General features: G+C 74.6%; 23 protein-coding genes. 8 read left to right on the top strand and 15 right to left on the bottom strand.

Going from position 1 to position 25,596, the window contains the following annotated elements; all coding sequences use genetic code 11:
• Nucleotides 1-5: 5 nt before the first annotated feature.
• Complete coding sequence (locus GEV43_RS19675; protein WP_160821943.1) at nucleotides 6-326, top strand: DUF5313 family protein; 321 nt, start codon at nucleotides 6-8, stop codon at nucleotides 324-326.
• Nucleotides 327-369: 43 nt separating this feature from the next.
• Here the strand turns inward: GEV43_RS19675 and GEV43_RS19670 are convergent, their stop codons facing one another.
• Nucleotides 370-1,755 (bottom strand): NAD(P)H-quinone dehydrogenase, encoded by a 1,386-nt coding sequence (locus GEV43_RS19670; protein WP_160821942.1) that lies wholly within the window; start codon nucleotides 1,753-1,755, stop codon nucleotides 370-372.
• 144 nt (nucleotides 1,756-1,899) lie between these two features.
• Between GEV43_RS19670 and GEV43_RS19665 the strand changes: the two genes are divergently transcribed.
• The 3 genes from GEV43_RS19665 to GEV43_RS19655 are packed head-to-tail and all read left to right on the top strand — an operon-like array spanning nucleotide 1,900 to nucleotide 4,948.
• Complete coding sequence (locus GEV43_RS19665; RefSeq protein WP_160821941.1) at nucleotides 1,900-2,355, top strand: gamma-glutamylcyclotransferase; 456 nt, start codon at nucleotides 1,900-1,902, stop codon at nucleotides 2,353-2,355.
• A 59-nt stretch (nucleotides 2,356-2,414) separates the two neighbouring features.
• Complete coding sequence (locus GEV43_RS19660; RefSeq protein WP_160821940.1) at nucleotides 2,415-3,245, top strand: purine-nucleoside phosphorylase; 831 nt, start codon at nucleotides 2,415-2,417, stop codon at nucleotides 3,243-3,245.
• The gene (locus tag GEV43_RS19655) at nucleotides 3,242-4,948 is read left to right on the top strand and encodes a phospho-sugar mutase (protein WP_160821939.1); all 1,707 of its coding nucleotides are present in this window, start codon (nucleotides 3,242-3,244) and stop codon (nucleotides 4,946-4,948) included. Before GEV43_RS19660 ends, GEV43_RS19655 begins: the two co-directional genes overlap by 4 nt.
• 22 nt (nucleotides 4,949-4,970) lie before the next feature.
• Here GEV43_RS19655 and GEV43_RS19650 read toward each other — a convergent pair whose 3' ends face one another.
• From GEV43_RS19650 to GEV43_RS19605, 10 genes are all read right to left on the bottom strand, one after another.
• Entirely contained in the window at nucleotides 4,971-5,654 is a 684-nt protein-coding gene (locus GEV43_RS19650) for a PH domain-containing protein (protein WP_160821938.1), read from the bottom strand.
• A 94-nt stretch (nucleotides 5,655-5,748) separates the two neighbouring features.
• Nucleotides 5,749-6,831, bottom strand: a complete 1,083-nt coding sequence (locus GEV43_RS19645; RefSeq protein ID WP_160821937.1) for an adenosine deaminase — start codon at nucleotides 6,829-6,831, stop codon at nucleotides 5,749-5,751.
• A gap of 115 nt (nucleotides 6,832-6,946) precedes the next feature.
• Complete coding sequence (locus tag GEV43_RS19640) at nucleotides 6,947-8,245, bottom strand: thymidine phosphorylase (RefSeq protein WP_160821936.1); 1,299 nt, start codon at nucleotides 8,243-8,245, stop codon at nucleotides 6,947-6,949.
• 86 nt (nucleotides 8,246-8,331) lie between these two features.
• On the bottom strand, nucleotides 8,332-8,745 hold the full coding sequence (locus tag GEV43_RS19635; protein WP_160821935.1) for a cytidine deaminase: 414 nt from the start codon (nucleotides 8,743-8,745) through the stop codon (nucleotides 8,332-8,334).
• Nucleotides 8,746-8,757: 12 nt separating this feature from the next.
• Nucleotides 8,758-10,134, bottom strand: coding sequence for an ABC transporter permease (locus GEV43_RS19630; RefSeq protein WP_160821934.1), 1,377 nt, complete (start codon nucleotides 10,132-10,134; stop codon nucleotides 8,758-8,760).
• Nucleotides 10,131-11,462 (bottom strand): ABC transporter permease, encoded by a 1,332-nt coding sequence (locus GEV43_RS19625; RefSeq protein WP_175250095.1) that lies wholly within the window; start codon nucleotides 11,460-11,462, stop codon nucleotides 10,131-10,133. The genes GEV43_RS19630 and GEV43_RS19625 overlap by 4 nt, the downstream gene beginning before the upstream one ends.
• Entirely contained in the window at nucleotides 11,459-12,997 is a 1,539-nt protein-coding gene (locus GEV43_RS19620; RefSeq protein ID WP_160821933.1) for an ABC transporter ATP-binding protein, read from the bottom strand. The genes GEV43_RS19625 and GEV43_RS19620 overlap by 4 nt, the downstream gene beginning before the upstream one ends.
• An 84-nt stretch (nucleotides 12,998-13,081) precedes the next feature.
• The gene (locus GEV43_RS19615; RefSeq protein WP_241682956.1) at nucleotides 13,082-14,137 is read right to left on the bottom strand and encodes a BMP family protein; all 1,056 of its coding nucleotides are present in this window, start codon (nucleotides 14,135-14,137) and stop codon (nucleotides 13,082-13,084) included.
• Between the two features lie 281 nt (nucleotides 14,138-14,418).
• A complete protein-coding gene (locus GEV43_RS19610; RefSeq protein WP_160824641.1) occupies nucleotides 14,419-15,759 on the bottom strand; it encodes an amidohydrolase in 1,341 nt (446 codons plus the stop codon).
• A gap of 112 nt (nucleotides 15,760-15,871) precedes the next feature.
• Nucleotides 15,872-17,038, bottom strand: a complete 1,167-nt coding sequence (locus tag GEV43_RS19605) for a glutamate--cysteine ligase (protein WP_160821932.1) — start codon at nucleotides 17,036-17,038, stop codon at nucleotides 15,872-15,874.
• A gap of 397 nt (nucleotides 17,039-17,435) precedes the next feature.
• Between GEV43_RS19605 and GEV43_RS19600 the strand changes: the two genes are divergently transcribed.
• A complete protein-coding gene (locus GEV43_RS19600) occupies nucleotides 17,436-18,791 on the top strand; it encodes a D-alanyl-D-alanine carboxypeptidase family protein (protein WP_194252520.1) in 1,356 nt (451 codons plus the stop codon).
• Between the two features lie 190 nt (nucleotides 18,792-18,981).
• Complete coding sequence (locus GEV43_RS19595) at nucleotides 18,982-19,437, top strand: nuclear transport factor 2 family protein (protein WP_160821931.1); 456 nt, start codon at nucleotides 18,982-18,984, stop codon at nucleotides 19,435-19,437.
• Here GEV43_RS19595 and GEV43_RS19590 read toward each other — a convergent pair.
• From GEV43_RS19590 to GEV43_RS19575, 4 genes are all read right to left on the bottom strand, one after another.
• On the bottom strand, nucleotides 19,379-20,479 hold the full coding sequence (locus GEV43_RS19590) for a YihY/virulence factor BrkB family protein (RefSeq protein ID WP_160821930.1): 1,101 nt from the start codon (nucleotides 20,477-20,479) through the stop codon (nucleotides 19,379-19,381). The two genes, GEV43_RS19595 and GEV43_RS19590, sit on opposite strands and share 59 nt — an antisense overlap.
• A 97-nt stretch (nucleotides 20,480-20,576) precedes the next feature.
• Nucleotides 20,577-21,239 carry a 2'-5' RNA ligase family protein gene (locus GEV43_RS19585; RefSeq protein WP_309239721.1) on the bottom strand — a complete coding sequence of 221 codons (663 nt, stop codon included), beginning with the start codon at nucleotides 21,237-21,239 and terminating at the stop codon, nucleotides 20,577-20,579.
• Nucleotides 21,229-22,299, bottom strand: coding sequence for a tryptophan--tRNA ligase (trpS, locus tag GEV43_RS19580; RefSeq protein WP_160824639.1), 1,071 nt, complete (start codon nucleotides 22,297-22,299; stop codon nucleotides 21,229-21,231). Before trpS ends, GEV43_RS19585 begins: the two co-directional genes overlap by 11 nt.
• A gap of 18 nt (nucleotides 22,300-22,317) precedes the next feature.
• Complete coding sequence (locus tag GEV43_RS19575; protein ID WP_194252519.1) at nucleotides 22,318-23,193, bottom strand: hemolysin family protein; 876 nt, start codon at nucleotides 23,191-23,193, stop codon at nucleotides 22,318-22,320.
• 264 nt (nucleotides 23,194-23,457) lie between these two features.
• Here GEV43_RS19575 and galE point away from each other — a divergent pair, with 264 nt between their 5' ends.
• Both galE and galK read left to right on the top strand, forming a co-directional pair.
• On the top strand, nucleotides 23,458-24,411 hold the full coding sequence (gene galE, locus GEV43_RS19570) for a UDP-glucose 4-epimerase GalE (protein ID WP_309240021.1): 954 nt from the start codon (nucleotides 23,458-23,460) through the stop codon (nucleotides 24,409-24,411).
• On the top strand, nucleotides 24,408-25,574 hold the full coding sequence (gene galK, locus GEV43_RS19565) for a galactokinase (RefSeq protein ID WP_160821929.1): 1,167 nt from the start codon (nucleotides 24,408-24,410) through the stop codon (nucleotides 25,572-25,574). Before galE ends, galK begins: the two co-directional genes overlap by 4 nt.
• Nucleotides 25,575-25,596: the final 22 nt, after the last annotated feature.

Genomic DNA, 25,596 nt, shown 5'->3' with positions numbered 1-25,596 from the left:
GCGGGATGGCACGGCTGCCCGGTGATCCGGGCCCGCTCGGGCGGGCCCGGTACGCGCTGGGCTTCCGCCTCCCGCCGCGGTACCGCGACTGGGTCCGCCACGACCTGGTCGACGCGGGCTGGCGGCTGCGGCTCCTGGTCCGCCACCTGTGCCTGATGATCCCGGTCTGCCTGCTGCTGGCCCTGCTGCCCGGCTCCTGGTGGCTGCGCGCCCTGGTGGCGCTCCTGGCCCTGCTGACCAGCATGTTCACCGTGGCGGTCAGCGCCGACGAGATGCGCCTGTCCCGCCTGCGCCGCCACGGCCTGACCCCGCCCGACCCCCGCTGACGCCCGCCGGTTCCGACGGGTCCGACGCGTCCGGGGCGCGACCCTAGTAGGCGTGCTCGGTCATGAGGCGGCGGGACGCTTCGGTGATGCTGCCCGAGAGGGACGGGTAGACGGCGAAGGTGTGGGCGACCTGGTCGACCGTGAGGTGCTGCTGGACGGCCACCGAGACGCCGAGGACCAGTTCGCTGGCGCGGGGGGCGACGATGACGCCGCCGAGGACGATGCCGGTGGAGGGGCGGCAGAACAGCTTGACGAAGCCGTCCTCGAAGCCCTGCATCTTGGCGCGGGCGTTGGTGAACAGCGGCAGCATGACCGTGCGGGCGTTGACCTCGCCGGAGTCGACCATGTGCTGCGTGACGCCGACCGAGGCGACCTCGGGGTCGGTGAAGATGTTGGAGGCGACCCAGCCGAGCTTGAGCGGCTGGACGGCCTCGCCGAGCGCGTGCCACATGGCGATGCGGCCCTGCATGCCCGCGACGGACGCCAGCATGAGCACGCCGGTGCAGTCGCCGGAGGCGTAGATGTGCGGGACGCTCGTCCGGGACACCTTGTCGACCTCGACGAACCCGCGCGAGCTGAGCCGCACGCCGGCCTTCTCCAGGCCGATCCCGCGCGTGTTGGGCTCCATGCCGACGGTCATGAGGCAGTGCGTGCCCTCGACCTTGCGGCCGTCCTCCAGCGTGACCACCACGCCGTCGCCGGTGCGTTCCACCGCGCCCGCGCGGGACCGCGACATGACGTTCATGCCGCGCCGCAGGAACACCTCCTGGAGGACGGAGGCGGCGTCGGCGTCCTCGGTCGGCAGGATCCGGTCGCGGGACGAGACGAGGGTGACCTTGGAGCCGAGCGACAGGTAGGCGCCCGCGAGCTCGGCGCCGGTGACGCCGGAGCCGACCACGATCAGCTCCTTGGGGAGCTCGGGCAGGTCGTAGAGCTGCCGCCAGTTGAGGATCCGCTCGCCGTCGGGCTCGGCGCCCGGCAGCACGCGGGGCGTCGCGCCCGTGGCGACGAGGATCACGTCGGCGCGGATCCGGCGCTCGCCGACCGCGACGACGTGCGGCTCCTCCAGCCGCGCCTCGCCGCGCACGATCTTGACCTCCTCGTAGGCGAGCCGTTCGGCGATGTCGAACGACTGGGCCCGCGCGAGGTCCTTCACCCGCTTGTTGACCGTCGCGAGGTCGGCCTCCAGCCCGCCGACGATCCCGTCGGGGCCGCCGCTGAACCGCAGGCCGAGCCCGGCGGACTCCGACATCACGGCCATCCGGGTCGAGGTGGCGATCAGCGTCTTGGACGGCACGCAGTCGGTCAGCACGCACGCGCCCCCGGGGCCGTCGCGCTCCACCACGGTCACGTCGGCGCCGAGCTGCGCCGCGACGAGGGCGGCCTCGTAGCCGCCAGGGCCTCCTCCGATGATCACAATGCGGGTCACATCATCCATTGTTTCCTACTCCCGGCAGTGGACCGTCCCGCACCCCGGCGCTCGGCCCGCCCGCCGGCCGGGCCGGGCCCCGCCGGGAGGCGCGGGCGCGACCTGCGCGCCGCGCCCGCCCCGAGGGGCGTACCCTTGGCGAACGTGGCACTGTACGCGGCGTACGCCTCCAACATGGATCCCGAGCAGATGGCCGCCCGGGCGCCCCACTCGCCGATGCGCGGCACCGGCTGGCTGGCGGGCTGGCGGCTGACCTTCGGCGGGCAGGACAAGGGCTTCGACGGGGCCCTCGCGACGGTGGTCGAGGACCGTTCGGAACAGGTCTTCGTCGTCCTGTACGACGTGCCCGCCTGGGACGAGAAGGAACTCGACTCCTGGGAGGGCGCCGGGCTCGGCGTCTACCGCAAGATCCGGGTGCGCGTCGAGACCCTCGACGGCGACGTCCTCGCCTGGCTGTACGTCCTGGACGACTACGAGGGCGGGCTGCCGTCCGCCCGCTACGTGGGCATCCTCGCCGACGCGGCCGAGGCGGCGGGCGCCCCCGACGACTACGTCAAGGACCTGCGCGACCGCCCGTGCAGCTCGCTCGGCGACGGCTGACCGGCCCGCTACCCGCCCGCTTCCGGCACGCTGTCGATCACGGCGGTAGTGTCGGATCCGTGAGCGACGACGCCTATGCACGGGCGCGCGCGGCGGCCGAACGGCTCCGCGCCCGCACCTCGTTCGACGCGTTCGACGTGGCCCTGGTGATGGGGTCGGGCTGGGTCCCGGCGGCCGACGCGCTCGGCGAGCCGGTCACCGAGCTGCCGGTGACGGAGCTGCCCGGGTTCGCGCCGCCCGCCGTGGAGGGCCACGCCGGGCGCGTCCGGGTGGTCGAGCTGGGCGGCCGGAGGGCGCTGGTCTTCCTCGGCCGCACGCACCTGTACGAGGGCGCGCGGGGACCCGAGGGCGCGGTGCCCGCCAACCCGGCCGACCCCGTCGTGCACGGCGTCCGCACGGCGCTCGCCGCCGGGGTGCGGACCGTGGTGCTCACGAACGCGGCGGGCGGGCTGCGGCCCGAGCACCAGCGCGTCGGCGACCCGGTGCTGATCTCCGACCACCTCAACCTGACCGGCGCGAACCCGCTGACGGGCCCGTCGTTCCTCGACCTGACCGAGGCGTACTCCGAACGGCTCCGGGCGCTCGCCCGCAACGCCGACCCGACGCTGTCGGAGGGGGTGTACGCGGCGCTGCGCGGCCCGACGTACGAGACCCCGGCCGAGATCCGGATGCTGCGGACGATGGGCGCCGACGTCGTCGGGATGTCCACCGCGCTGGAGGCGATCGCGGCGCGGCAGGGCGGCGCGGAGGTGCTCGCCGTGTCGCTGGTGACCAACATCGCGGCGGGCCTCGCGGAGGGGACCCTCGACCACGAGGAGGTCCTCGCGGCGGGCCGCGCGTCCGCCGCGCGCATGGGCGCGCTGCTCGGCACCGTCCTGTCCAAGGTATGACGGGCGGGACGGCCGCGCCGGACGGCGGCCACCGGGCGGCGGCCGAGGAGTGGCTGGCGCAGGACCCCGACCCCGGCACGCGCGCCGAGCTGCGGGCGATCCTCGACGCCGGGGACGGCGCGGCGCTGGCCGAACGGTTCGGGGCGCGGCTGGAGTTCGGCACGGCGGGGCTGCGCGGCGAGCTGGGCGCGGGCCCCAACCGGATGAACCGGGTGACCGTGATGCGCGCGGCGGCGGGCCTCGCGGCGCGCCTGCTCCGCGACCACCCGCCGGGCGCGGAGGTCGCGATCGGGTACGACGCGCGGCACGGGTCGCGGCGGTTCGCGCTCGACACGGCGGCGGTGCTGGCGGGCGCCGGGCTGGCCCCGTGGGTGTTCCCCGAGCCGGTGCCGACGCCGGTGCTGGCGCACCGGGTGGGCGCGTTCGGCGGAGTCGTGGCGGGCGTGATGGTGACCGCCAGCCACAACCCGGCCCGCGACAACGGCTACAAGGTCTACTGGGGCGACGGCGCGCAGATCGTCCCGCCGCTGGACGCGGAGATCTCGGCGGCGATCGACGCGGTCGGCCGGGTGGACGAGCTGCCGCTCGGCACGCGGTGGGGCACGTTCGGCGCGGACGCCGCGGAGGTCTACCTCGACGCCGTCACGGGCCTGGGCCTCGGCGAGGCGCGGGAGGTGTCCGTCGCGTACACGCCGCTGCACGGGGTCGGGCGGGAGACGCTGCTCGCGGCGTTCGAGCGGGCGGGGTTCCCGGCTCCGGCCGTGGTCGCGGACCAGGCCGAGCCCGACCCCGACTTCCCGACGGTGGCGTTCCCCAACCCGGAGGAGCCGGGCGCGATGGACCGGGTCCTCGCGCTCGCCGCCGCGTCCGGCTCCGACCTGGTGATCGCGAACGACCCGGACGCCGACCGCTGCGCCGTCGCGGTGCCGCTGCCCGGCGGCGGCGCGCGGGTGCTGACGGGCGACGAGGTCGGGGGGCTGCTCGCCGAGCACGTGCTGCGGCACACCTCGGGCCCGGACCGGCTGCTGGTGACCACGGTCGTGTCGTCGTCGCTGCTCGGCGCGGTCGCCCGCGCGCACGGCGTCCGGTTCGCCGAGTCGCTCACCGGCTTCAAGTGGATCATGAAGGCGGGCGGGCCGGGCGACCGGCTGGTGTTCGGCTACGAGGAGGCGCTCGGCTACAGCGTGGGCGACGGGCGGGGCGTGCCCGTCCGCGACAAGGACGGGATCGGCGCGGCCCTCGCCGTCGCGGCCCTCGCCGCCGAGGCCCGGGCGGCGGGCCGTACCCTGCTGGACCTGCTGGACGGCCAGGCCCGCCGGTACGGGCTGCACGCCACCGCCCAGCTCGCCGTCCGGGTGGACGACCCGGCGCTGATCGCCGGGGCGATGGCGCGGCTGCGCGGGGCCCCGCCCGGACGGCTCGCCGGACGCGCCGTCGAGGCGTTCGACGACCTCGCCGAGGGCGCGGGCGGGCTGCCGCCGACCGACGGGCTGCGCTTCCGCCTCGCCGCCGGGACGGCCCCCGGGGACGGCCCCGCGCGCGTGGTGATCCGCCCGTCCGGGACGGAACCCAAGCTCAAGTGCTATCTGGAGGTGGTCCTGCCGGTCGGCGAGGCCGCCGACGTCGCCCCGGTACGGGCCCGCGCGGCCGAGGGGCTGGACGGCCTGCGCGAATCCGTCAGCGACGCTCTCAGCCTCTCCTAGCGCGTCCGGCCTGGAGGATCGTTCAGCCGACGGCGGCGACCACGATCAGGACGACCACGAGGGCGGCCGGAACGGCGAGCGCGGCCACGGCCGGGACCGACCAGGAGACCCGCCCCGTCTCCGCGCCGTCTCCGTCCGCGCCGTCCCCGTCCGTGGCGGCCTTGGCCGTCTTAGCGGTCTTGGCGGTCTCGGCGGCGGGCCGGTGGCGCTCGCCGATCTCGGTGATCTGCTGCGCCGCGTACGCCGTCGGGGTACGGCCCCGGACCTGCGCCGCCATCGCCGCGCGCCCCGTCTCCGCCGCGTCGCGGCGCGCGCGGGCCTCGGCCTTCGCCTGCGCGCGCGGGGACGTCTGGAGCACCCACGCCCGCGTCCTCAGCTCCGCGCCGCCGGGCCCGGCGAACCGCACCGAGACCGCCGTGTCGCCCGTGACCTCCTTGACCGCCCGCCACGGCACCCGCACGTCCCGCAGCGGGTTGCGGACGGCGACCCCGGCCTCGTCCGCGACGATCGCGGGCCGCAGCCCGATCACGTAGGCGATGCCGCTGCCGAGCAGCAGCAGCGCGGCGACCGTCGCCGAGGTCAGGTCGTAGCGCGCCGACCCGGTGATGCCGACCCCCAGGTCGAGCAGGTTGAGCAGGGCGAACGCCAGCCACGCGTACGCGGTGACGCGCGCGGCCGTGGAACGGATCGTGAGCTGCGGGGTCATGGGCCGATCATGCCAGCCGGGCGGCGCGGCGCGGACCGTACCGCGCGGGCGGCGCGGGGCGCGGGCGGCGCGGGCCGCACCGGGCGGGTCCCGCTCACGCCCGGTGCCACTTGAGCCGCGCGAAGCCCGGCTTGATCACGCCGTTGATCAGCTCCAGCCGCTCGGTGAACGGGGCGAACGACGACTTCATCGCGTTCACCGTGAACCACTGGAGGTCGTCCCAGCCGTACCCGAACGCCTCGGTCAGCTTGGCCATCTCCTCCGACAGCGTGGTGCCGCTCATCAGCCGGTTGTCGGTGTTGACGGTGACCCGGAAGCCGAGCCGCCGCAGCAGCCCGATCGGGTGCTCGGCGATCGACTTGGCCGCGCCCGTCTGGATGTTGGACGTCGGGCACATCTCCAGCGGGATCCGCTTGTCGCGCACGTACGCGGCGAGCCGGCCGAGCCGGGGGTCGGGGCCCTCCCGCTCGGTGATGTCGTCGATGATCCGCACGCCGTGCCCGAGCCGGTCGGCGCCGCACCACTGGATCGCCTGCCAGATCGACGGGAGCCCGAAGCCCTCGCCGGCGTGGATGGTGAAGTGCGCGTTCTCCCGCTGGAGGTACTCGAACGCGTCCAGGTGCCGGGTGGGCGGGTAGCCCGCCTCGGCGCCCGCGATGTCGAACCCGACGACGCCCGCGTCGCGGTAGCGCACCGCCAGCTCGGCGATCTCCATGCTGCGCGCCTGGTGCCGCATCGCGGTGACGAGCGCGCCGATCTTGATCCCGTGGTCGCGCCCGCCCCGCGCGAACCCGTCCAGGACGGCCTCGACGACCGCGTCCAGGGACAGCCCGGTGCGGGTGTGCAGCTCCGGCGCGTACCGCACCTCGGCGTAGACGACGCCGTCCTCGGCGAGGTCCTCGGCGCACTCGTAGGCGACGCGGGCGAGCGCCTCGGTCGTCTGCATCACGCCGACGGTGTGGGAGAACGTCTCCAGGTACCGTTCGAGCGACCCGGAGTTGGACGCCTCGGTGAACCACGTGCGCAGGCCGTCGGGGTCGGCGCTCGGCAGCTCCTCGTAGCCGCTCTCGCTCGCGAGCTCCACGATGGTGGAGGGCCGCACTCCCCCGTCCAGGTGGTCGTGCAGCAGCACCTTCGGCGCGCGGCGGATGTCGTCGAGGGTCGGGCGTTCGTCCATCTTGAGAACCTACCCCCAACGTCCCGCGCGGGCTCCGTCAACATCCGCCAACGCGAGCCGGCGCGGGCCGTGGGCGAGTCGGCGCGGGCCGGGGCGGGCCGGTCGCCGGGCGCGGTCAGCCGACGCGGTCGATGACCAGCGGCAACGGCTCCGGAACGGCGGCCCCGTCGCCCCCGCCGTCGCCCCCGTCCGCGGTGACGGTGTACGCGCCGTCCAGCGCCGCGAGGGCCCGGTCGAAGCGCGCGGGGTCGTCCGCCTGGAGGGTCAGGAGCGGCTGCCCGGCGGTCACGCGGTCGCCGGGCTTGGCGTGGCAGAGGACGCCCGCGGCGGCCGACACCGGGTCGTCCCTGCGGGCCCGGCCCGCGCCGAGCCGCCAGGCCGCCACGCCGACGCCGTAGGCGTCCAGGCGGGCGAGGACGCCGGAGGACGGCGCGGCCACCACGTGCGTCTCGTTCGGCCGCGGCAGGGGCGCGTCCGGGTCGCCGCCCTGCGCGGAGATCATGCGGCGCCACGCGTCCATCGCCGAGCCGTCGCGCAGGGCGTCCGCCGGGTCCCGGTCGATGCCGACGGCGGCGAGCATCTCGCGGGCGAGGGCGAGGGTCAGCTCGACGGCGTCGGCGGGACCGCCGCCCGCGAGGATCTCCACGGACTCGGCCACCTCCACCGCGTTGCCGACCGCCGCGCCGAGCGGCCGGTCCATCGCGGTGAGCAGCGCGACGGTGCGCACGCCGTGGTCGGCGCCGATCCCGACCATCGTCTCGGCCAGCTCGCGGGCGTCCGCGGCCCTCTTCATGAACGCGCCGGAGCCGACCTTGACGTCCAGGGTGAGCGCGCCGGTCCCCTCCGCGATCTTCTTCGACATGATCGACGAGGCGATCAGCGGGATCGACTCGACCGTGCCGGTCACGTCCCGCAGCGCGTAGAGCTTGCGGTCGGCGGGCGCGAGGCCGGGCCCGGCCGCGCAGACGACCGCGCCGGCCTCGCCGAGGACGCGCAGCATCTCGGCCGGCGCGAGGGACGCCCGCCAGCCCGGGATCGACTCCAGCTTGTCGAGCGTGCCGCCGGTGTGCCCGAGGCCGCGCCCCGACAGCTGCGGGACCGCCGCGCCGCACGCGGCGACCAGCGGCGCCAGCGGCAGCGTGATCTTGTCGCCGACGCCGCCGGTGGAGTGCTTGTCGGTGGTGGGCCGGTCCAGCGCCGACCAGTCCATCCGCTCGCCCGAACGGATCATCGCCTCGGTCCAGCGGGCGACCTCGGGCCGCGCCATGCCGTTCAGGACGATCGCCATCGCGAGCGCCGCCATCTGCTCCTCGGCGATCGCGTCCCGCGTGTACGCGTCGATCGTCCAGTCGATCTGCTCGGGCGTCAGCGCTCCGCCGTCCCGCTTGGCGCGGATGACATCGATGGCGTCCACAGGTGCCTTTCAGGGTCGGTACGGGCTCGTTCGGTGCACGCGGCGCGGATGGCGCGGCGGCGTGGGCGGCGCGGGTCGGGCGCGGGTCAGGCGCGGCCGGTGAGGTCGTCCGGGCCGAACGCGTCGGGCAGGATCTCGCGCATCGGCCGCACGCCCCGCGCGGTCTCCAGGACGGTGTCGGGCGTGCCGTGCTCCCAGATGAGCTGGCGGCAGCGCCCGCAGGGCATCAGCGGGTCGCCGTTGCGGTCCACGACCGACAGCGCGACGAGCCGCGGCGGCGCGGCGCCGGGCCGCTTGGTCTCGCCGTGCAGCGCCGACACCAGGGAGCACTCCGCGCACAGCCCCACGCCGTACGAGGCGTTCTCCACGTTGCAGCCGGTCACGGTGCGGCCGTCGTCCACCAGCGCCGCCGCGCCGACCGGGAACCCCGAGTACGGCGCGTACGCCCGGCCCATCGCCTCGCGGGCCGCCGCGCGCAGCGCGGTCCAGTCGATCACCATGCGGGCATGATCTCAGCCGCCCTCCCCGCGGCGGTAGCGCAGGCCGTTCGCCGCGGGCATCCGGAGCCGCTGGCTCGCGAGGGCGAGCACGAGCAGCGTCGTCAGGTGCGGGGTGAACGACACCAGCTCCCCCGGCACGGCGTCGCTCGCGAGGAACCACGCGAACAGCCCGGCCGCGGCGGCGACCGCGAGGGTCGCGCCGACGAACGCGTTGCGGACGGCGCGCCGTTCCAGGTCGGTGCTGACGAGCGGGCGCATCCGGCCGCCGCGCCGCAGCTGCCACGCGGCCACCGCGATCAGGATGACCGTGACGAACAGCAGCAGCGCGTGCACGGACTCGCCGCCGCCCCGCACGTTCATCGCGTCGGTGTAGCCGAACAGCAGCGACCCGGCCGCGAGCCCGCCCGGCCGCCAGTTCCCGAAGATCATCGCGGCCAGGCCGATGAAGCCCCGGCCGCCGGTCTGGCCGTCCTGGTAGAGCGGCGCGGCGACGGTGACGAGGAACGCCCCGGCGAGCCCGGAGAACGCGCCGGAGATCGTGACCGCCGCGTACTTCATCCGGTACACGTGCACGCCGAGCGACTCGGCCGCGTACGGGTCCTCGCCGCACGAGCGGACCCGCAGCCCGAACGCCGTCCGCCACAGCACGAGGAAGCTGGCCGGGACGAGCAGCAGCGCGACGAGCGTCAGCAGCGACATGCCGCTCGTCAGGCCCCGCAGGATGCCCGCGACGTCCGACACCAGGAACCAGTGGTGCCGTTCGAGGGAGCCGAGCCAGTCGGGGCTGTCCCAGCCGCCGATCTTCCCGCCGGACAGCACCGGCAGCGTCAGCGTCTTGATCGGCTCGACGGGCGGCGACTGCCGCGGGCCGCCGCCGAGCGACTTGGCGTGCCCGGTGTTGAAGATCAGCCCGGCCAGGAACTGGGTGAGCCCGAGGCCGAGGATGTTGATCGCGACACCGGAGACGATGTGGTCCACGCCGAACGACACGGTCGCGACCGCGTGCAGCAGCCCGCCGAGCGCGCCGCCCGCGATCCCGGCGAGCACGCCGACCCACGGGCCCCACTGGTACCCCGCCCACGCCCCGGTCCAGGTGCCGAGGATCATCATCCCTTCGAGCCCGATGTTGATCACGCCGGAGCGCTCCGACCACAGCCCGCCGAGCCCGGCCAGGAAGATCGGCACGGCGAGGCGCAGCGCGGCGCTGACCGTCCCGCTGGAGGTGACGTCGTCGGCGCCGTCGACCAGCCGGACGAGCGACAGCAGCACGAGCAGCCCGGCGGCGATCAGGCAGTAGTGCGGCCAGCGCAGCGGGGACCGCCCGGTCAGCGCCTTGGCCCTGGCGGCGACGGCCGTCGCGGCGCCGCCGCTGTCCTTGGGGTCGCTCACGCCGCCTCCCGGGCCAGGTCGTGTCCGGTGGCGAGCTCGTCGGCGACGCTGCGCTGCTGCAACCGGATCTCCCAGCGCCGCACCAGCTCGTACACGATGACGACGGTCAGCACGACCACGCCCTGCATCACCCCGACGATCTCCTTCGGAATGTCGACCTCCTGGAGCACGTCGGAGGTCTGGTCGAGGAACGCGAACAGCAGCGCGGCGAGCGCGATCCCGACCGGATGGTTGCGGCCGAGCAGCGCCACCGTGATGCCGGTGAAGCCGAGCCCCGCGGGGAAGTTCAGCGAGTACTCGTACGAGGCGCCGAGCAGTTCGGGCATCCCGATCAGGCCCGCGACCGCGCCGGAGGCCACCATCGTCACCACGATCATGCGCCGCGCGCTGACCCCGCTCGCCCGCGCCGCGGACGGCGCGAGCCCCGACACCTTCAGGTCGAACCCGAACCGGGTGTGGTTGATGACCACCCAGAACACGGCCCCGACGACGATCGCGAGCGGCAGCAGCCCGTACACCCGGCCCGGCAGGTCCAGCCCGAACCAGGACAGGAACCCGTTGAGGTCGCCGACCCGCCCGTCCCCGGGGATCTGCGGGGTCGCGACGTTGTTGCTGCCCGGCCGCACCTCGGCGAGGCGCTTGTCGTTCAGCAGGTACGCGATCAGCCCGGTGGCGATCGCGTTCAGCATGATCGTGGACAGCACCTCGCTGACGCCGCGGGTGACCTTGAGCACCCCGGCGATCGCGGCCCACAGCCCGCCGATCAGCATCGCCGCCACGATCACCAGGAGCTGGCCGAACGGCGCGGGCAGCGTCAGCGCCCCGCCGAGCGCCGCCGACAGCATCGCGGCGAGCCGGTACTGGCCGTCCACGCCGATGTTGAGCAGCGCCATCCGGAACCCGATCGCGACCGCCACCGCCGACAGGTAGTAGCGCGTCGCCCGGTTGACGATGTCGACGAGCGAGTTCTCCGTCGTGCCGTAGTCGACCATGCTCCGCATCGAGCTGAACGGGTCGGCCCCGGTGATCCGCAGCAGCACCATCGTGATCAGCAGCGAGATCAGCAGCGCCAGCACCGGCGCGCCGATCTTCAGCCCCAGCCCCCGCGGCCCGAGCCCCTGCAACACCGCCCGCCAGGCCGGAACCCGCTCCGGCTCCGAAGCACCCCCGCCCTTCCCCGCCGGGCCGTCGCCGGAAGCGCCACCCGCCACGCCCTTGCCGGACGAGTCGCCGCCGGACGAGTCGCCGCCGGTGCCGGTGCGCGGCACGTCGCCGTCCTCGGGGCCAGGGCCGGGGCGTGGGGCGTCGTCGTCCTCGGGGCCGCTCATGAGGCGGTCCCCGCGCCGGTCATCGCGGAGCCGAGCTCCTCGGGGGTGACGGTCCCCGGGTCGACCCGCGCGACGAGGCGTCCGCGCAGGATCACGTGCAGGGTGTCGGACATGCCGATGAGCTCCTCCAGATCGGCGCTGATCAGCAGGACGGCCAGGCCGCTCGCGCGGGCCCTGCGCAGGTACTCCCAGATCGCGGCCTGGGCGCCGACGTCGATGCCGCGGGTCGGGTGCGCGGCGATCAGCAGGCGCGGGTCGCCCGACATCTCCCGGCCGACGATGAGCTTCTGCTGGTTGCCGCCCGACAGCGCCGCGGCGGGCACCTCGATGCCCGGCGTGCGCACGTCGTACTCGCGGACGATCCGGGTCGTGTCGCGGCGGGCGCCGCGCCGGTCCACCCAGGGCCCGCGCACGTTCGGGCGCTGCGTCTGGTGGCCGAGCATCCGGTTCTCCCAGAGGCTGCCCTCCAGGACGAGGCCGTGCCGGTGCCGGTCCTCGGGGATGTAGGCGATCCCGGCCTCGCGCCGCCGCCGGGTCGGCCAGTGCGTGATGTCGGCCCGGTCGCCGGGAGGGCCGTACGAGACCGTCCCGGCGTCCGCGGACCGCAGCCCCATGACCGCCTCGATCAGCTCGCTCTGCCCGTTGCCCTCGACCCCGGCGAGGCCGACGATCTCGCCGCGCCGGATGCTCAGCGACACCCCGTCCACGACCGGGCGGCCCTCGGGGGTGAGCACGGTCAGCCCGGCGACGTCGAGCTGGACGTCGTCGGTGACGGTCGACTCGCGCAGCTCCGGCGTCGGCAACTCCGACCCGACCATCAGCTCGGCGAGCCGCCGCGAGGTCGTCGCGTCCGGCGACAGCCGGGTCGCGACGGTCGTGCCGCGCCGGATCACCGAGATCGTGTCGGCGACCGACAGCACCTCGTCCAGCTTGTGCGAGATGAACAGCACGGTCAGGCCCTCGGCGCGCAGCTCCCGCAGGTTGCCGAACAGCTCCTCGACCTCCTGCGGGACGAGCACCGCGGTCGGCTCGTCCAGGATCAGCACGCGGGCGCCCCGGTACAGCACCTTGAGGATCTCCACCCGCTGCCGGTCGCCGACGCCGAGCGACTCGACCAGCACGTCGGGCCGCACCCGCAGCCCGTACTGCTCGGACATCTCGGTGATCCGCGCCCGCGCGGCGGCGAAGTCGATCCGGCCGCGGCGCCGGGGCTCGGCGCCGAGGATCACGTTCTCCAGCACGGTCAGGTTGTCGGCCAGCTTGAAGTGCTGGTGCACCATGCCGATGCCGCGCGCGATCGCGTCCGCGGGGGTGCGCAGCGTGACGGGCTCGCCGTCGATCTCGATGGTGCCCTCGTCCGGGCGCTGCATCCCGTAGAGGATCTTCATCAGGGTCGACTTGCCGGCCCCGTTCTCCCCGCAGAGCGCGTGCACCTCGCCGCGCTCGATGGTGAGGCCGACGTCGCGGTTGGCCACCACGCCGGGGAACCGCTTGGTGATCGATGACAGCCGGACGGCCGGCACCTGGTCAGGCACGGGGGCGCCCCTCTCGGACTGCGTGCCCTGCCGGACGCGCCGCGCGACCGCGCCCGGACCGGGCGCGGCGGCGGCCGGCCGGGGTCAGGGCTTGGTCGGGACCTGGATCTCGCCGGCGACGATCTGCGCCTTGAGCTCGTCCAGCTTGGCCTTGACGTCGTCGACCTTGCCGCCCGACACCGAGTAGCCGACGCCGTCGTTCTTCAGGTCGTACTGCTTGGTGCCCGACTGGAACGAGCCCTTGCCGACGCCCTCGACGAAGTCGAACACCGCCAGGTCCACCCGCTTGATCATGGACGTAAGGATCTTCTCCTTGGCGTCGGCGACCGCGGGCAGGTTGTACTGGTCGGAGTCCACCCCGATGGCCCACTTGCCGGCGCCGGCGACGGTCTTGATGACGCCGATGCCCGCGCCGCCCGCCGCGTGGTAGATCACGTCGGCGCCCGCGTCGAGCTGGCCCTTGGCGGCCTCGGTGCCGAGCGCCGGGTTCTTGAACCCGTCGAAGTTGGGCGGCTGGGTGAGGTACTTGGCGGGCAGGATCTTGATGCCGGGCTTGGCCTTCTTCGCGCCCGCGTCGTACCCGGCCTGGAAGCGCTGGATCAGCGGGACGTTCACGCCGCCGATGAACCCGATCGTGCCGGTCTTGGACTTCAGCGCCGCCGCCGCGCCGACCAGGTACGAGCCCTGCGCCTCGGCGAAGCAGGCGCCGAGCACGTTCGGGCCCGACACCTTGCACTGGTCGGCGTCCACGACGAGGAACTTGGTGTTGGGGAAGTCCTTGGCGACCTTGACCACGGCGTTGGTGTAGGCGAACCCCACCCCGATGATCATCTGGTAGCCCTTGTTGGCCATCAGCCGCAGCCGCGACTCCTTGTCGGCGTCCGGCTCGTCCGGCTTGGCGGAGATCTCCTCGGTCTGGACGTTCAGGTCCTTCTTCGCCTTGTCCAGGCCCGCCGCCGCCGAGTCGTTGAACGACTGGTCGCCGCGGCCGCCGATGTCGAACGCGAGGCCGACCTTGACGGTCTTCTTCCCGTCGCCGTCGTCGCCGCTGTCGGCCTTCTTGCCGCCGCACGCGGAGGCGCTGAGCGTCAGCGCGGCGCCCGTCACCGAGACGAGCGTGATCTTCAGTCCACGGCGCAAGGTAGCGCTCCTTCCGTTCCCCACCCAGGGCACGGCGACCGTTCCGTGCCGGTCACCGAATCGATCGGACGGTATCTCGGGAACGGCGCGAAGCGCCCCGGGCCGCACCGTTTCGCAACGTGTCCGTTACCTCTGCGTAGATTTCCATCCGCACAGGTCAGGAAGGTGATGCGCGCCGGGCCGTCCGTCGCGCTCGCGACGGCCCGCGGCGGGGAACGGGAGCGGACCGAGGACCGCGGACCCGGGGGGTGGACGGGGTACGGGCGGCGGGCCCGCGTCGGTCAGGCCAGCGCCGCGCCCTGCACCGGCTCGGCGTCGCCGGGCCGTCCGCCCTCCCAGAGGGCGGTGAGCGCGGTGCCGGTCAGCACCCGCACGCCGACCGCGACGCAGCGCTCGTCCACGTCGAAGTCGCCGCGGTGCAGGTCGTACTCGCCGGACGAGCCGGGCGTGCGGACCCCGAGCCGGGCGAGCGCGCCGGGGATCGACTCCAGGTACCAGCCGAAGTCCTCGCCGCCGAGGCTCTGCGGGGTGGGCACCACGCCCTCCTCCCCGATCACCGGCGTCGCGGCGTCGCGGAACATCTGCACGCTGCCCGCCTCGTTCACCGTCGGGGGGACGCCCCGCACGTACTCCAGCGACGCCTCCACGTCGTAGGCGGCGGCGACCGACTGGAGCAGCGCCTTCATCATCTCCGGCGCCCGGTGCCACGCCTCGTCGTCGAGGCAGCGGACCGTTCCCTCGGCGATGCCGTCGTCGGGGATCGCGTTGGCGACCGAGCCCGCCGAGATCCGGCCCCACACCAGCGACAGGCTGGAGCGCGGGTCGACGCGGCGCGACAGCGCCGACGGCAGCTCGGTGACGATCTTGGCGAGGGCGTAGACGAGGTCGGCGGTCAGGTGCGGCCGGGCGGTGTGCCCGCCGGGGCCGGTCACCTTGACGTACACCTTGTCGCACGCGGCGGTGATCGGGCCGGTGCGCAGCCCGAGCTGGCCGACCTCGATGCGCGGGTCGCAGTGCAGCGCGAACGCCCGGTCGACGCCCGCGATGCCGCCCGCCGCCATCACGTCGAGCGCGCCGCCCGGCGTCTCCTCGGCCGGCTGGAACAGCAGCCGGACCCGGCCGGGCAGCAGCCCCGCCGCCGCCTGCTGCGCCAGGAACAGCCCGGCGCCCAGCACCATCGCGGTGTGCACGTCGTGGCCGCACGCGTGCGCGACGCCCGGCACCGTCGAACGGTACGGCGCGCCGGCCTTCTCGTCCTGGAGCGGCAGCGCGTCGATGTCGGCGCGCAGCGCGACCGTCCCGCCCTCGGCGGGGCCGATGTCGCAGAACAGCCCGGTGCCCTGCGGCAGCACCCGGGGGTCGAGCCCGGCCGCGCGGAGCCGCTCGGCGATGAGCCGGGTCGTGCGGTGCTCGGCGTACCCCAGCTCGGGGTGCATGTGCAGGTCGCGGCGGAACGCGATCAGCTCGTCCTCGTGCCCGGCGAGGAACGCGTCGAGCTGCGGCTGGAGCGCGGCGCCGGGTCCGGCGGCGTCCTCGCCCGCGTCCGCGCTGGCGGACCGGGCCGCCGCCGGAGCGGTCGGTGGTTCAAGGCCGGGCATCACCCCGGGTCCCGGATGTGTCATGTGCGCCCCCTGCGCGAAGGCGGAGCCGAACGGCGTCCGCCCGGTGGTGGTCTGGTCGGTGGGGCCCTGCGGCTTCTCGGCCCCCGCGGGGTCGGGACGCCCGGCCGGCTCCTCAGGATCGGCCATGCGCCACCTCCCCGAGAGTGACGAACCTGTCCTCGGCGAGCTCGGTGATCGCCGCGTCGACCACGTTCTCCAAGGTTCCGCCGTCCGCGCGGATCGCGCGCTGGCGTTCGTACGGCGCCCCGTGCTCGAGGACCTCCCCCGCGACCTTGAGCTCCTCGGCGCAGCCGAGCCGGTCGGCCACGGGCTCCAGCTCCCGGATCAGCTCGTAGAGGTCGTCGCGGAGCGGGACGGTGCTGCCGGTGTCGTCGGTGATGACGGTGGCGTCGAGGCCGTAGCGGGTGGCGCGCCACTTGTTGTCGCGCACCACCCAGGCGGCGGGCCGCGGCAGCGTGTAGCCGCGGTCGAGCTGCTGGTCGAACAGCGTGACCAGGCTCTGGCACAGCGCCGCCGCCATGCCGACCTCCCGCATGGTGGGGATGCCGTCGAACATCCGGATCTCGACGGTGCCGAAGTCCGGGTGCGGGCGGATGTCCCACCACACCTCCTTGATCGTGCGGATGGTGCCCGCACGGATCAGCGTGGCCATGTAATCCTCGAAGGCCGCCCAGTCGTCCAGCGAGTGGGGCGGACCGGCCGTCGGGAGCTGGCCGAAGACGACCGCGCGGCTCGACGCGAGCCCGGTGTCCGAGCCGCTCCAGAACGGGCTGGACGCGGTGAGGGCGAGGAAGTGCGGGAGATGGGCCGACAGGGCGTTGACGATGGGGATCGCCTTCGCCGCGTCGGTGACGCCCACGTGGACGTGCACGCCGAACGTCTGGATGCGGCGCGCGAGCCACTGCATCTGCTCGATCAGGTCGGCGTACCGCTGGACCGGGGCCCGCACCGCGTCGCGCCAGTCGCTGATGGGGTGGGTGCCGGTGCAGGCGAGCGCGAGGCCGCGCTCGGCCGCGGCGCCGCGCAGCGCGTCGAGCGTGCCGGCGAGGTCGCGCTTGGCCTCGCCGACGGTGTGACTGATATCGGTCACGATCTCGACCGTCGACTCCATCAGCTCGTGCCGGACCTTGGGGTTGTCGCCGCCCTCGCTGAGCGCGGGCAGCGCGGCGAGCACCTCGCGGGCGTCCTGCCGCAGGTGCCTGGTCTCCGCGTCGATGAGCTGGAGCTCCCACTCGACGCCGAGGGACGCCCCGCGGGACGGGTTGAAGTCAATGGCCACGGCCAACCTCCGTCCACAATCCTTGCAGGTCGCTGCGTGGCACGTGGCGCAATTCAGCCAGCGGGTCCCCAAGCCTGGACGAACGCCGGTCCAGGGTCACGTGTTCCCCCCATGATGGCTCGCGAGGCCCGGTCCCCGCCGGGGAGCCTGCCCGCATCGGGTCATTTGACTCGTACGGGCCGGGACCGAACACACGGCGTCACCCTTTTCGGTCAGCGATCAGGGCCGAAGCGCCATTCGAATGGACTAGTCCGCACGTCCAAAAATAACCCCCCGCACGGACCGTGAGCGCCGGGCCCGTCCCGTGCGGCCCGCCGCGTCCCGTTCGCCCCATGCGTCGCCGTCTCCGTGGTGGGGTACCTGTTCTCCGGGTACGTCGCCTAGTCTTCGGGGAATCATGAGCACCGTTCGCCGCGCCGCCGCCGCGCTCACCGTGCCGCTGGTCGCGGCGTCCCTGGTCACGCCCTGCGGCACCGCCCACGCCGCCGCCCGCGCCCCCCGCGCCGCCGCCCCGCCGAGCGACCCCGTCGGCGGGCCGCAGCTCGCGGGCAAGGGCACCATCGTGAACGCGGCGCCCGGCGTGCCCGCCCCGCCCAGGATCAAGGCCGCGTCGTACGTGATCGCGGACGCCGACACCGGGGAGGTGCTCGCCGCGAAGGACCCGCACGGCCACTACCTCCCGGCGAGCACGCTGAAGACGCTCACCGCGCTGACGCTCGTCCCGAAGATGGACCCGAACCGGCTCGTCCGGCCCTCGCAGCGCGCCTGCGACGTGGAGGGCACCAAGGTCGGGATGACGCCGAAGATGCGCTACAAGGTCTCCGACCTGTTCCACGCGCTCATGATGATGTCGGCGAACGACGCGGCGGTGACCCTCGCCGAGGCCGACGGCGGGATGAAGAAGACGCTCGCCGACATGAACGCCGAGGCGAGGCGGATCAACGCCCGCGACACCCTCGCCGGGTCCCCGAACGGCCTCGACAAGGACCTCGGCCTCGACGTCCGCACCCAGCACACCTCCGCGTACGACCTGGCGCTGATCCTGCGCGAGGGGATGAAGAACCCCGACTACCGCAAGTACGTCCAGGCGATCGACACCCACTTCCCCGCCCCGCCCACCAAGAAGCAGCGCAAGAAGGGCAAGAAGACCGGCGGGTACCCGATCCACACCCACAACCGGATGCTGCCCGGCCAGCCGTACGCCTACGAGGGGATGCAGGGCGGCAAGAACGGCTACACCAACGCCGCCGGACAGACGTTCGTCGCGCAGGCCAGGCGCGGCGGGCACTCGATCGTGATCTCGCTGATGAAGGCCGACAGGCCGCCGTCGCCGTACGCGACCAAGCTGCTCGACTGGGGCTTCGCGGCGCGCGGCAAGGTCAAGCCGGTCGGCACGCTCGTGGCGCCCGGCGACGCGGGCGGCGACGCCAAGGGCAAGGACGCGCACTCCAACAGCCTGCTGCCCACCAACCCGCTCACGCCGGACGACTCCAAGCGCGGCTGGGCGCTGCTCGGCGGCGGCGCCGCGGCCGCCGTCCTCGCGGTGGGCGTGCTGTTCCTGGTGCTGCGCCGTCGCCGCCGCGACGGCCGCGCCGCGCGTGCCGCCCGCGCGGCCCGCGCCTCGGCCGCGACCCCGGCGACCGCTGGCGCGAGCGCGGGCGGCGGAACGAGCGGCGACCTCGGACCGGGCTCCGGCTCCGGCACCGGCCCGCTCCCCCTCCCCGACGAGGACGACTCCCGCACCGACCGCTGACCCGCCACCCGAACGGGCCGCCGGACGGAGGGGCTGAGCGGGGTGGCCGGGCGGGGAGGGCGTGGTGGCCCGCCCGGCGATGGTCGGCGCGGCCGTCTGGCCCCGGGCGCGGGTAGGGGCTTACGCTCGCCTTGGCGCCGGTGACCGCGCGCCGCCGCTGGACGGCGACCGGCGCCGTGGAGGATGCGCCGTGCCGACCCCCGCCTTCGTTCCCCGTACCTCCGAAGCCCCTCGCGTCTCCGACGTGCCCCGTGCCTCCGAGCACCCCAACGCCGCCCTGCTCAGGGACGGCTACACCGCGTTCGCCAAGGGCGACATCGACCTCATCCGGGACCTGCTCGCCGACGAGGTGGTGCACCGGGTGCCTGGCCGCGGCCCGCTGTGCGGCGAGTACCGGACGCCCGAGGAGGTGCTCGGCTTCTACGTCCGGCTGTTCGAGCTGTCGGGCGGCACGTTCGTCGCCGAGCCGTACGCGGTGATGGCCGACGAGGACCACGGCGTCGCCCTCGTCCAGACCTACGCCGAACGTCCCGGCAAGGTGCTCGACGGCCGTTCGGTCGACGTGTTCCGCATCCGGAACGGGCGGATCACCGAGATCCGGACGCTGGCCGAGGACCAGTACTCCGACGACGCCTTCTGGTCCTGACCGGCTTCGGCTGCGGCACGAGGGCGGGCTCCTTCGCGCCGTTCCGGACGCCGTCCGGAACGGCGTCCGCGTCGGCGGCGTCCCCGGCCGGCTCGCCCTCGGCCGGCCCGTCCTCGGCCGTCTCGTCCTGGTCGGCTTCGAGGACGACCATGCGCGTCGCGGTCCAGGCGGCGACGAACAGCAGGAACCGCGAGGCCAGGTTGATCCACACCATCAGCCCGACGAGCACGGCGAACGAGGCGTACACCGGGTTGCGGGTGGTGTGGCCGAGCAGCAGCGTGGCGAGCTGCTTGAGGATCTCCAGGCCGACCGCGCCGAACAGCGCGCCCCGGATGATCCGCCGCCACGGCGCCCGCGTCGCCGACAGCCGGGAGAACAGGAACAGGAAGATCAGCGTGTTGGTCGCGACCGCGCCGAGCAGCGACAGCAGCGCGAGGCCCGTGCCCGCGCCGGGGACGTGCGCGAGGCCGAGCCAGTCCAGGACGGTGTGGCTGGCGGACGTCGCGACGGTCGAGATCACCATGCCGACCACGAGCATCGCGCCGAGGAACGCCAGCACCGCCGCGTCCCAGAGCTTCTTGACGGCGAAGTTGCCGTCCGGGACGGGCTCGTTGCCCCAGACCACGCGCAGCGACTCGCGCAGCGCCTGCACCCAGCCGAGCCCGGTGAGCACCAGGCCGGCGAGCCCGAACAGCCCGACGGTGTTCTTGGACCGGGCGATCTGCTCGACCTGGAGCTGGTCGGACAGGCCGGGCAGCAGCGAGTTGACCGCCCGCACGAAGTAGTCGCGGGCCTCGTCGCTGACGCCGACGAGGTAGCCGAGCAGCGAGTAGGCGAGGGCGAGCAGCGGGAAGAACGACAGGAACCCGTAGGAGGTGAGCGCCGCGGCGAGCCGGTCGCCGCGCGTCTCCTGGTAGCGCTCGTACGCCCGGCCGAGGTGGTCGAAGGCCCGCCAGCGCTCGCGCGCGCCGCGCAGCAGGTCCTTCCCCGCCTCCGTCAGCTCTCCGGCCCGCCGCCCGGCCGCGCCGATCACCTGCCGCATGTACCGGCCATACCCGCGCCGGGCCGCTCGATGCGGCGCGGGGTGATCGGGCGGTGCACGGTCGGTGATCCGGACGGGCGGCGGGCCGCTGCTTCGCTCACTCGTCCGGGCAGTCCTCTTCGGTGCGCGGCCCGGCGGCGCCGGCGCCGAACGCGAAGTCGCGCTGGGGCCGCCAGACGCCGTCCTCGCCGTGCTCGTACAGCGAGAACCCCCACACCTCGAAGTCGGCGCGGTAGTCGGCCAGCTCCTTGAACGCCCGGTCCATGACCTCGTCGGGCAGGTGGTGGGCGATCGTCACGTGCGGATGGTAGGGGAACGCCGGCTTGCGGTCGAGCGGGCCGGACAGCACGCGCCGCTGGATCCGCGCGCAGCCGTCGATGCCGTCGGCGAGCGCGACGAACACCACGGGCGACACGGGCCGGAACGTCGCGGTGCCGCGCAGCCGGATCGGGAACGCCCGCTCCGTCCGGGCGATCTCCCTCAGGTGCTCCTCGATCGCGCCCATCGCCGCGCCGTCCACGGTGGACGGCGGGAGCAGCGTGATGTGCGTCGGGATCGCGCCGGCGAGCGGGTCGCCGAACGACGCCCTGATGCGCTGGAGCTCGCCGCCGAACGGCTCGGGGATGGGGATCGCCACGCCGATGGTGCGGTCGCGGGCCGCGCCGTCGGTGCCCCCGTCGACGACCCGGCCCGAGGCCGGGCCGGCGGCCGGGCCCGGGGCCCGGCCGGTCACCCGGTCGGTGGCCCGGTCAGTGGCCACGTCCCACGAATCCCACCCGATCGCGCACGATCTCCATGGTCCGCGCGGCGACCGCCGACGCGCGGCCGGCGCCCTGGGCGAGGAGCCGGTCGAGCTGCTCCTCGTCGTCCAGCAGCTTCAGCGTCCGCTCCCGGATCGGGGTGAACGCGTCGACGACGACCTCGGCCAGGTCCTTCTTGAACTGCCCGTAGCCGGAGCCTTCGTACCGGCGCTCCAGGTCCTCGACGGAGGTGCCCTCCAGGGCGGAGAAGATCCGCAGCAGGTTGGTGACGCCCGCCTTGCTCTCCTCGTCGTAGCGGACCTCGGAGCCGGTGTCGGTGACCGCGCGCATGATCTTCTTGCGCATCGGGCCGGGCTCCTCCAGCACGTCCACGATGCCCTGCGGGGACGAGGCCGACTTGCTCATCTTGGCCGTCGGGTCCTGGAGGTCGGTGATCTTGGCGGCGCCCTTCGGGATGTACGCCTCGGGCGCCACGAACGTCGCGCCGAACCGGTGGTTGAAGCGCTGCGCGAGGGTGCGGCTGAGCTCCAGGTGCTGCCGCTGGTCCTCGCCGACCGGCACCTGGAGGGCGGCCTCGCCGGGGCCGGGGTCGGGCGTGTAGAGCAGGATGTCGGCCGCCTGGAGCACCGGGTAGGTGAACAGCCCGACGGTCGTGCCGGACGTGCCCTGCTTGGCGGACTTGTCCTTGAACTGCGTCATCCGTCCCGCCTCGCCGAACCCGGTGAGGCAGCCGAGCACCCACGCCAGCTCGGCGTGCTCGGGGACGTGGCTCTGCACGAACAGGGTGGAGCGGTCCTGGTCCAGGCCCATCGCGAGGAGCTGGGCGGCGGCGACCCGGGTGCGGCGGCGCAGCGCGGCCGGGTCGTGCTCGACGGTGATCGCGTGCAGGTCCACCACGCAGTAGAACGCGTCGTGCGTGTCCTGCATCGCGACCCACTGCCGCAGCGCGCCGAGGTAGTTGCCGAGGTGGAACGAGTCGGCGGTCGGCTGGATGCCGGAGAACACCCGCGGGGCCGGCGTGCCGGTTGCGGCGCCGTGGGAACTGGACGCTTCGGACATGTGCACAGACCGATTCTCTCAGACCTCGGTGGAGGCGGTGTCGACGGATGGACCGCCAGGCGCGCCGCCGGGCCGGGCGCCGTCCGTCACGGCCGGCCGCCCGTCCGCCGGGACGCCCCCGCCCGCCGGGGGCCGCGCGCCCTCGCCCGGCGCCGCCGGAGCGGGCGCGGGCAGCGGTGTGACGCGCACGCGGGCGACCCGGCGGCCGTCCATGCGGGCGACCGCGAGCCGGCGGCCGGCGCACTCCACCGAATCGCCTTCGGCGGGGACGTGCCCGAGGGCCGCCATGATGTGGCCGGCGACCGTCTCGTAGGGCCCGGCGGGCAGCCGGACGCCGGTCTCGGCGGCGAAGTCGTCCAGGTTGAGCAGGCCGTCGACCTCGACCACCCCGCCGTGCAGGCGTCGCGCCTGCGCGTCGTCCACATCATATTCGTCCGTGATGTCGCCGATCAGCTCTTCGACCAGGTCCTCCAGCGTGACGATCCCGGCGGTCCCGCCGTACTCGTCCAGCACGATGGCGAGGTGGCAGCGCTCGCGGCGCATCTCCGACAGCACCGGCAGCACCCGCTTGGAGGGCGGCAGGAACTTCACCGGCCGGACGAGCTCCCCGACCGGGACGCCCCGGTCGGCGACCTCCGGCACGAGCAGGTCGCGGATGTGCACGAACCCGATGACCTCGTCGTGCGAGCCGCGGCACACCGGGAACCGCGAGTGGGGGCTGACGGCGGCGATCCGGGCCGCGGTCGACAGCGGCAGCGCCGCGTCCAGGAACTCCACCTCCGTACGCGGCACCAGCACCTCGCGCAGCGGGCGGCGCCCGGCGGCGAAGACCTCCTCGATGAGCGCGCGCTCCTCGGCGGTGAGCTGGGTGTTGGCGGCGACCATCTCCCGCATCCGCTCCGGCGTGACCTGGCGGCGGGACGCGCGGAGGTCGTCGCCCGAGAGGAACGCGGCGAGGTCGGCCGACCGGGACAGCAGTGCGGCGAGCGGCCGGGCGAGCCGGCGGGGGCGGCGGGACGCCCGAGGGCCCCGCCCGATGTCCGGTCCATCCGTTCATCGTTCCCCGGTCCCGGTTGCGGATAGCCTGTGACGCACCCGTCGGCCGAGATCGGCATGCCGCCCCGCCGTCCCGCCGTCCGCGATCCTGGAGGTCCGTCCGTGAAGCTGCTCGTCACCGGAGGCGCCGGCTACGTCGGCAGCGTCGTCTCGGCCCAGCTCCTGGAGGCCGGGCACGAGGTCGTCGTGCTCGACGACCTGTCCACCGGGCACGAGGACGCCGTCCCCGCGGGCGCCCGGCTGGTCCGCGGCACCCTGCGCGACGCCGCGTTCGCCACGCTGGACGGGGCGGGGTTCGACGCCGTGCTGCACTTCGCCGCCAGGTCCCTGGTCGGCGAGTCGGTGCAGAAGCCCGGCCTGTACTGGGACGGCAACCTCGGCGAGTCCCTCGCCCTGCTCGACGCGATGCGCCGCGCGGGCGTCGGCAGGATCGTGTTCTCCTCCACCGCCGCGACGTACGGCGAGCCGGAGTCCACGCCGATCCCCGAGACCGCGCCGACCCGCCCGACCAACCCGTACGGCGCGTCCAAGCTCGCGATCGACACCACGATCGGCGAGTACGCGCGGCTGCACGGCCTCGGCGGCGTCTCGCTGCGCTACTTCAACGTCGCGGGCGCGCGCGGGGAGCAGGGCGAGCGGCACACCGTCGAGACCCACCTGATCCCCAACGTGCTCAAGGTCGCGACGGGCGAGAAGGAGTCGGTCAACGTCTTCGGCGAGGACTACCCGACGCCCGACGGCACCTGCCTGCGCGACTACATCCACGTCGTCGACCTCGGCGAGGCGCACCTGCTCGCCCTGGAGGCGTGCGCGCCGGGCGCCCACGAGATCTTCAACCTCGGCAGCGGCGCCGGCTACTCGGTCCGCGAGGTGATCGAGGTGTGCCGCGAGGTGACCGGGCACCCGGTCCCCGTCGTCGCGGGCCCGCGACGCGCGGGCGACCCCGCCGTGCTCGTCGCGTCCTCCGACAAGATCAGGTCGGCGCTCGGCTGGAAGCCCGAGCGCGACCTGCGCACGATGGTCGCCGACGCCTGGGCCTTCATCCAGTCGCGATGACCGCCCCCCTGGATCCGGACGCGCTCGCGGCGGCGTTCACCGAGGCGTTCCGGCACGCTCCCGAAGGGGTCTGGCACGCTCCCGGCCGCGTCAACCTGATCGGCGAGCACACCGACTACAACGACGGGTTCGTGCTGCCGTTCGCGCTGGCCCAGGGCGTGTCCGTCGCCGCCGCGGCCCGGAGCGACGGCGTGCTGGAGGTCAGGTCGCGCCAGGCCCCGGGCGACGCGGTGCGGGCCCCGGTCGCGGGCGGTCCGATCACCGCCGAGGGGTGGCCGGCCGAGCACGCCTGGGCCGCCTACCCGGCGGGCGTCGCCCGCGTCCTCGCGCCGTACGGGACCGGCGGCGCGTCCCTGCTGATCGACTCCGACCTGCCGCGCGGCGCGGGCCTGTCGTCGTCCGCCGCGCTGGAGTGCGCGACGGCCCTCGCCCTGTGCGAGCTGTCCGGCGTGCACGTCGAACGGCCCGAGCTGGCGCGGCTGGCGCAGCGGGCCGAGCACGAGCACGTCGGCGTCCCGTGCGGGCTGATGGACCAGGCCGCGTCGCTGCTGTGCCGCGCGGGCAGCGCGCTCATGCTCGACTGCCGCAGCGGCCTGTCGTCGCACGTGCCGTTCGCGCCCGGCGACGCGGGGCTGACGCTGCTGGTCGTCGACACGCGGGCCCGGCACTCGCTGACCGCGGGCGACTACGCCGGGCGCCGCGCCGAGTGCGAACGGGCCGCGGCGGAGCTCGGCGTGCCCGCCCTGCGCGACGTCAAGGACCTCGCGGGCGCGCTCGCCTCGCTCCGCGATCCGGTGCTGCGCCGCCGCGTCCAGCACGTCGTCACCGAGAACCACCGCGTCGAGGCCGCCACCGGCCTGCTGCGCGCGGGCGCCGTCGCCGAGCTCGGCGCGATGCTGACCGCCTCGCACCTGTCGCTGCGCGACCAGTTCGAGATCTCCTGGCCGCAGGCCGACACGGCCGTGGAGGCCGCGATGCGCGCGGGCGCGCGCGGCGGCCGGATGGTCGGCGGCGGCTTCGGCGGCTCCGCGATCGTCCTCGCCCCCGCGGACCGCGCCGGGGACGTCCGCGAGGCGATCGGCGCCGCGTACGCCAAGCGGTCCTGGGAGCCGCCCGCCTTCCTGGAGGCGGCCCCGTCCGACGGAGCCCGCCGCACCCGCTGACCGCGCGGTCGCGCCCGGCGGG

Source organism: Actinomadura sp. J1-007 (assembly GCF_009793335.1).
In the GTDB taxonomy this organism is placed as follows: Bacteria; Actinomycetota; Actinomycetes; order Streptosporangiales; family Streptosporangiaceae; genus Spirillospora; species Spirillospora yumaensis.
Note: the sequence above shows the minus strand (reverse complement) of the source record. Positions and strands in the feature narration are given on the sequence as shown.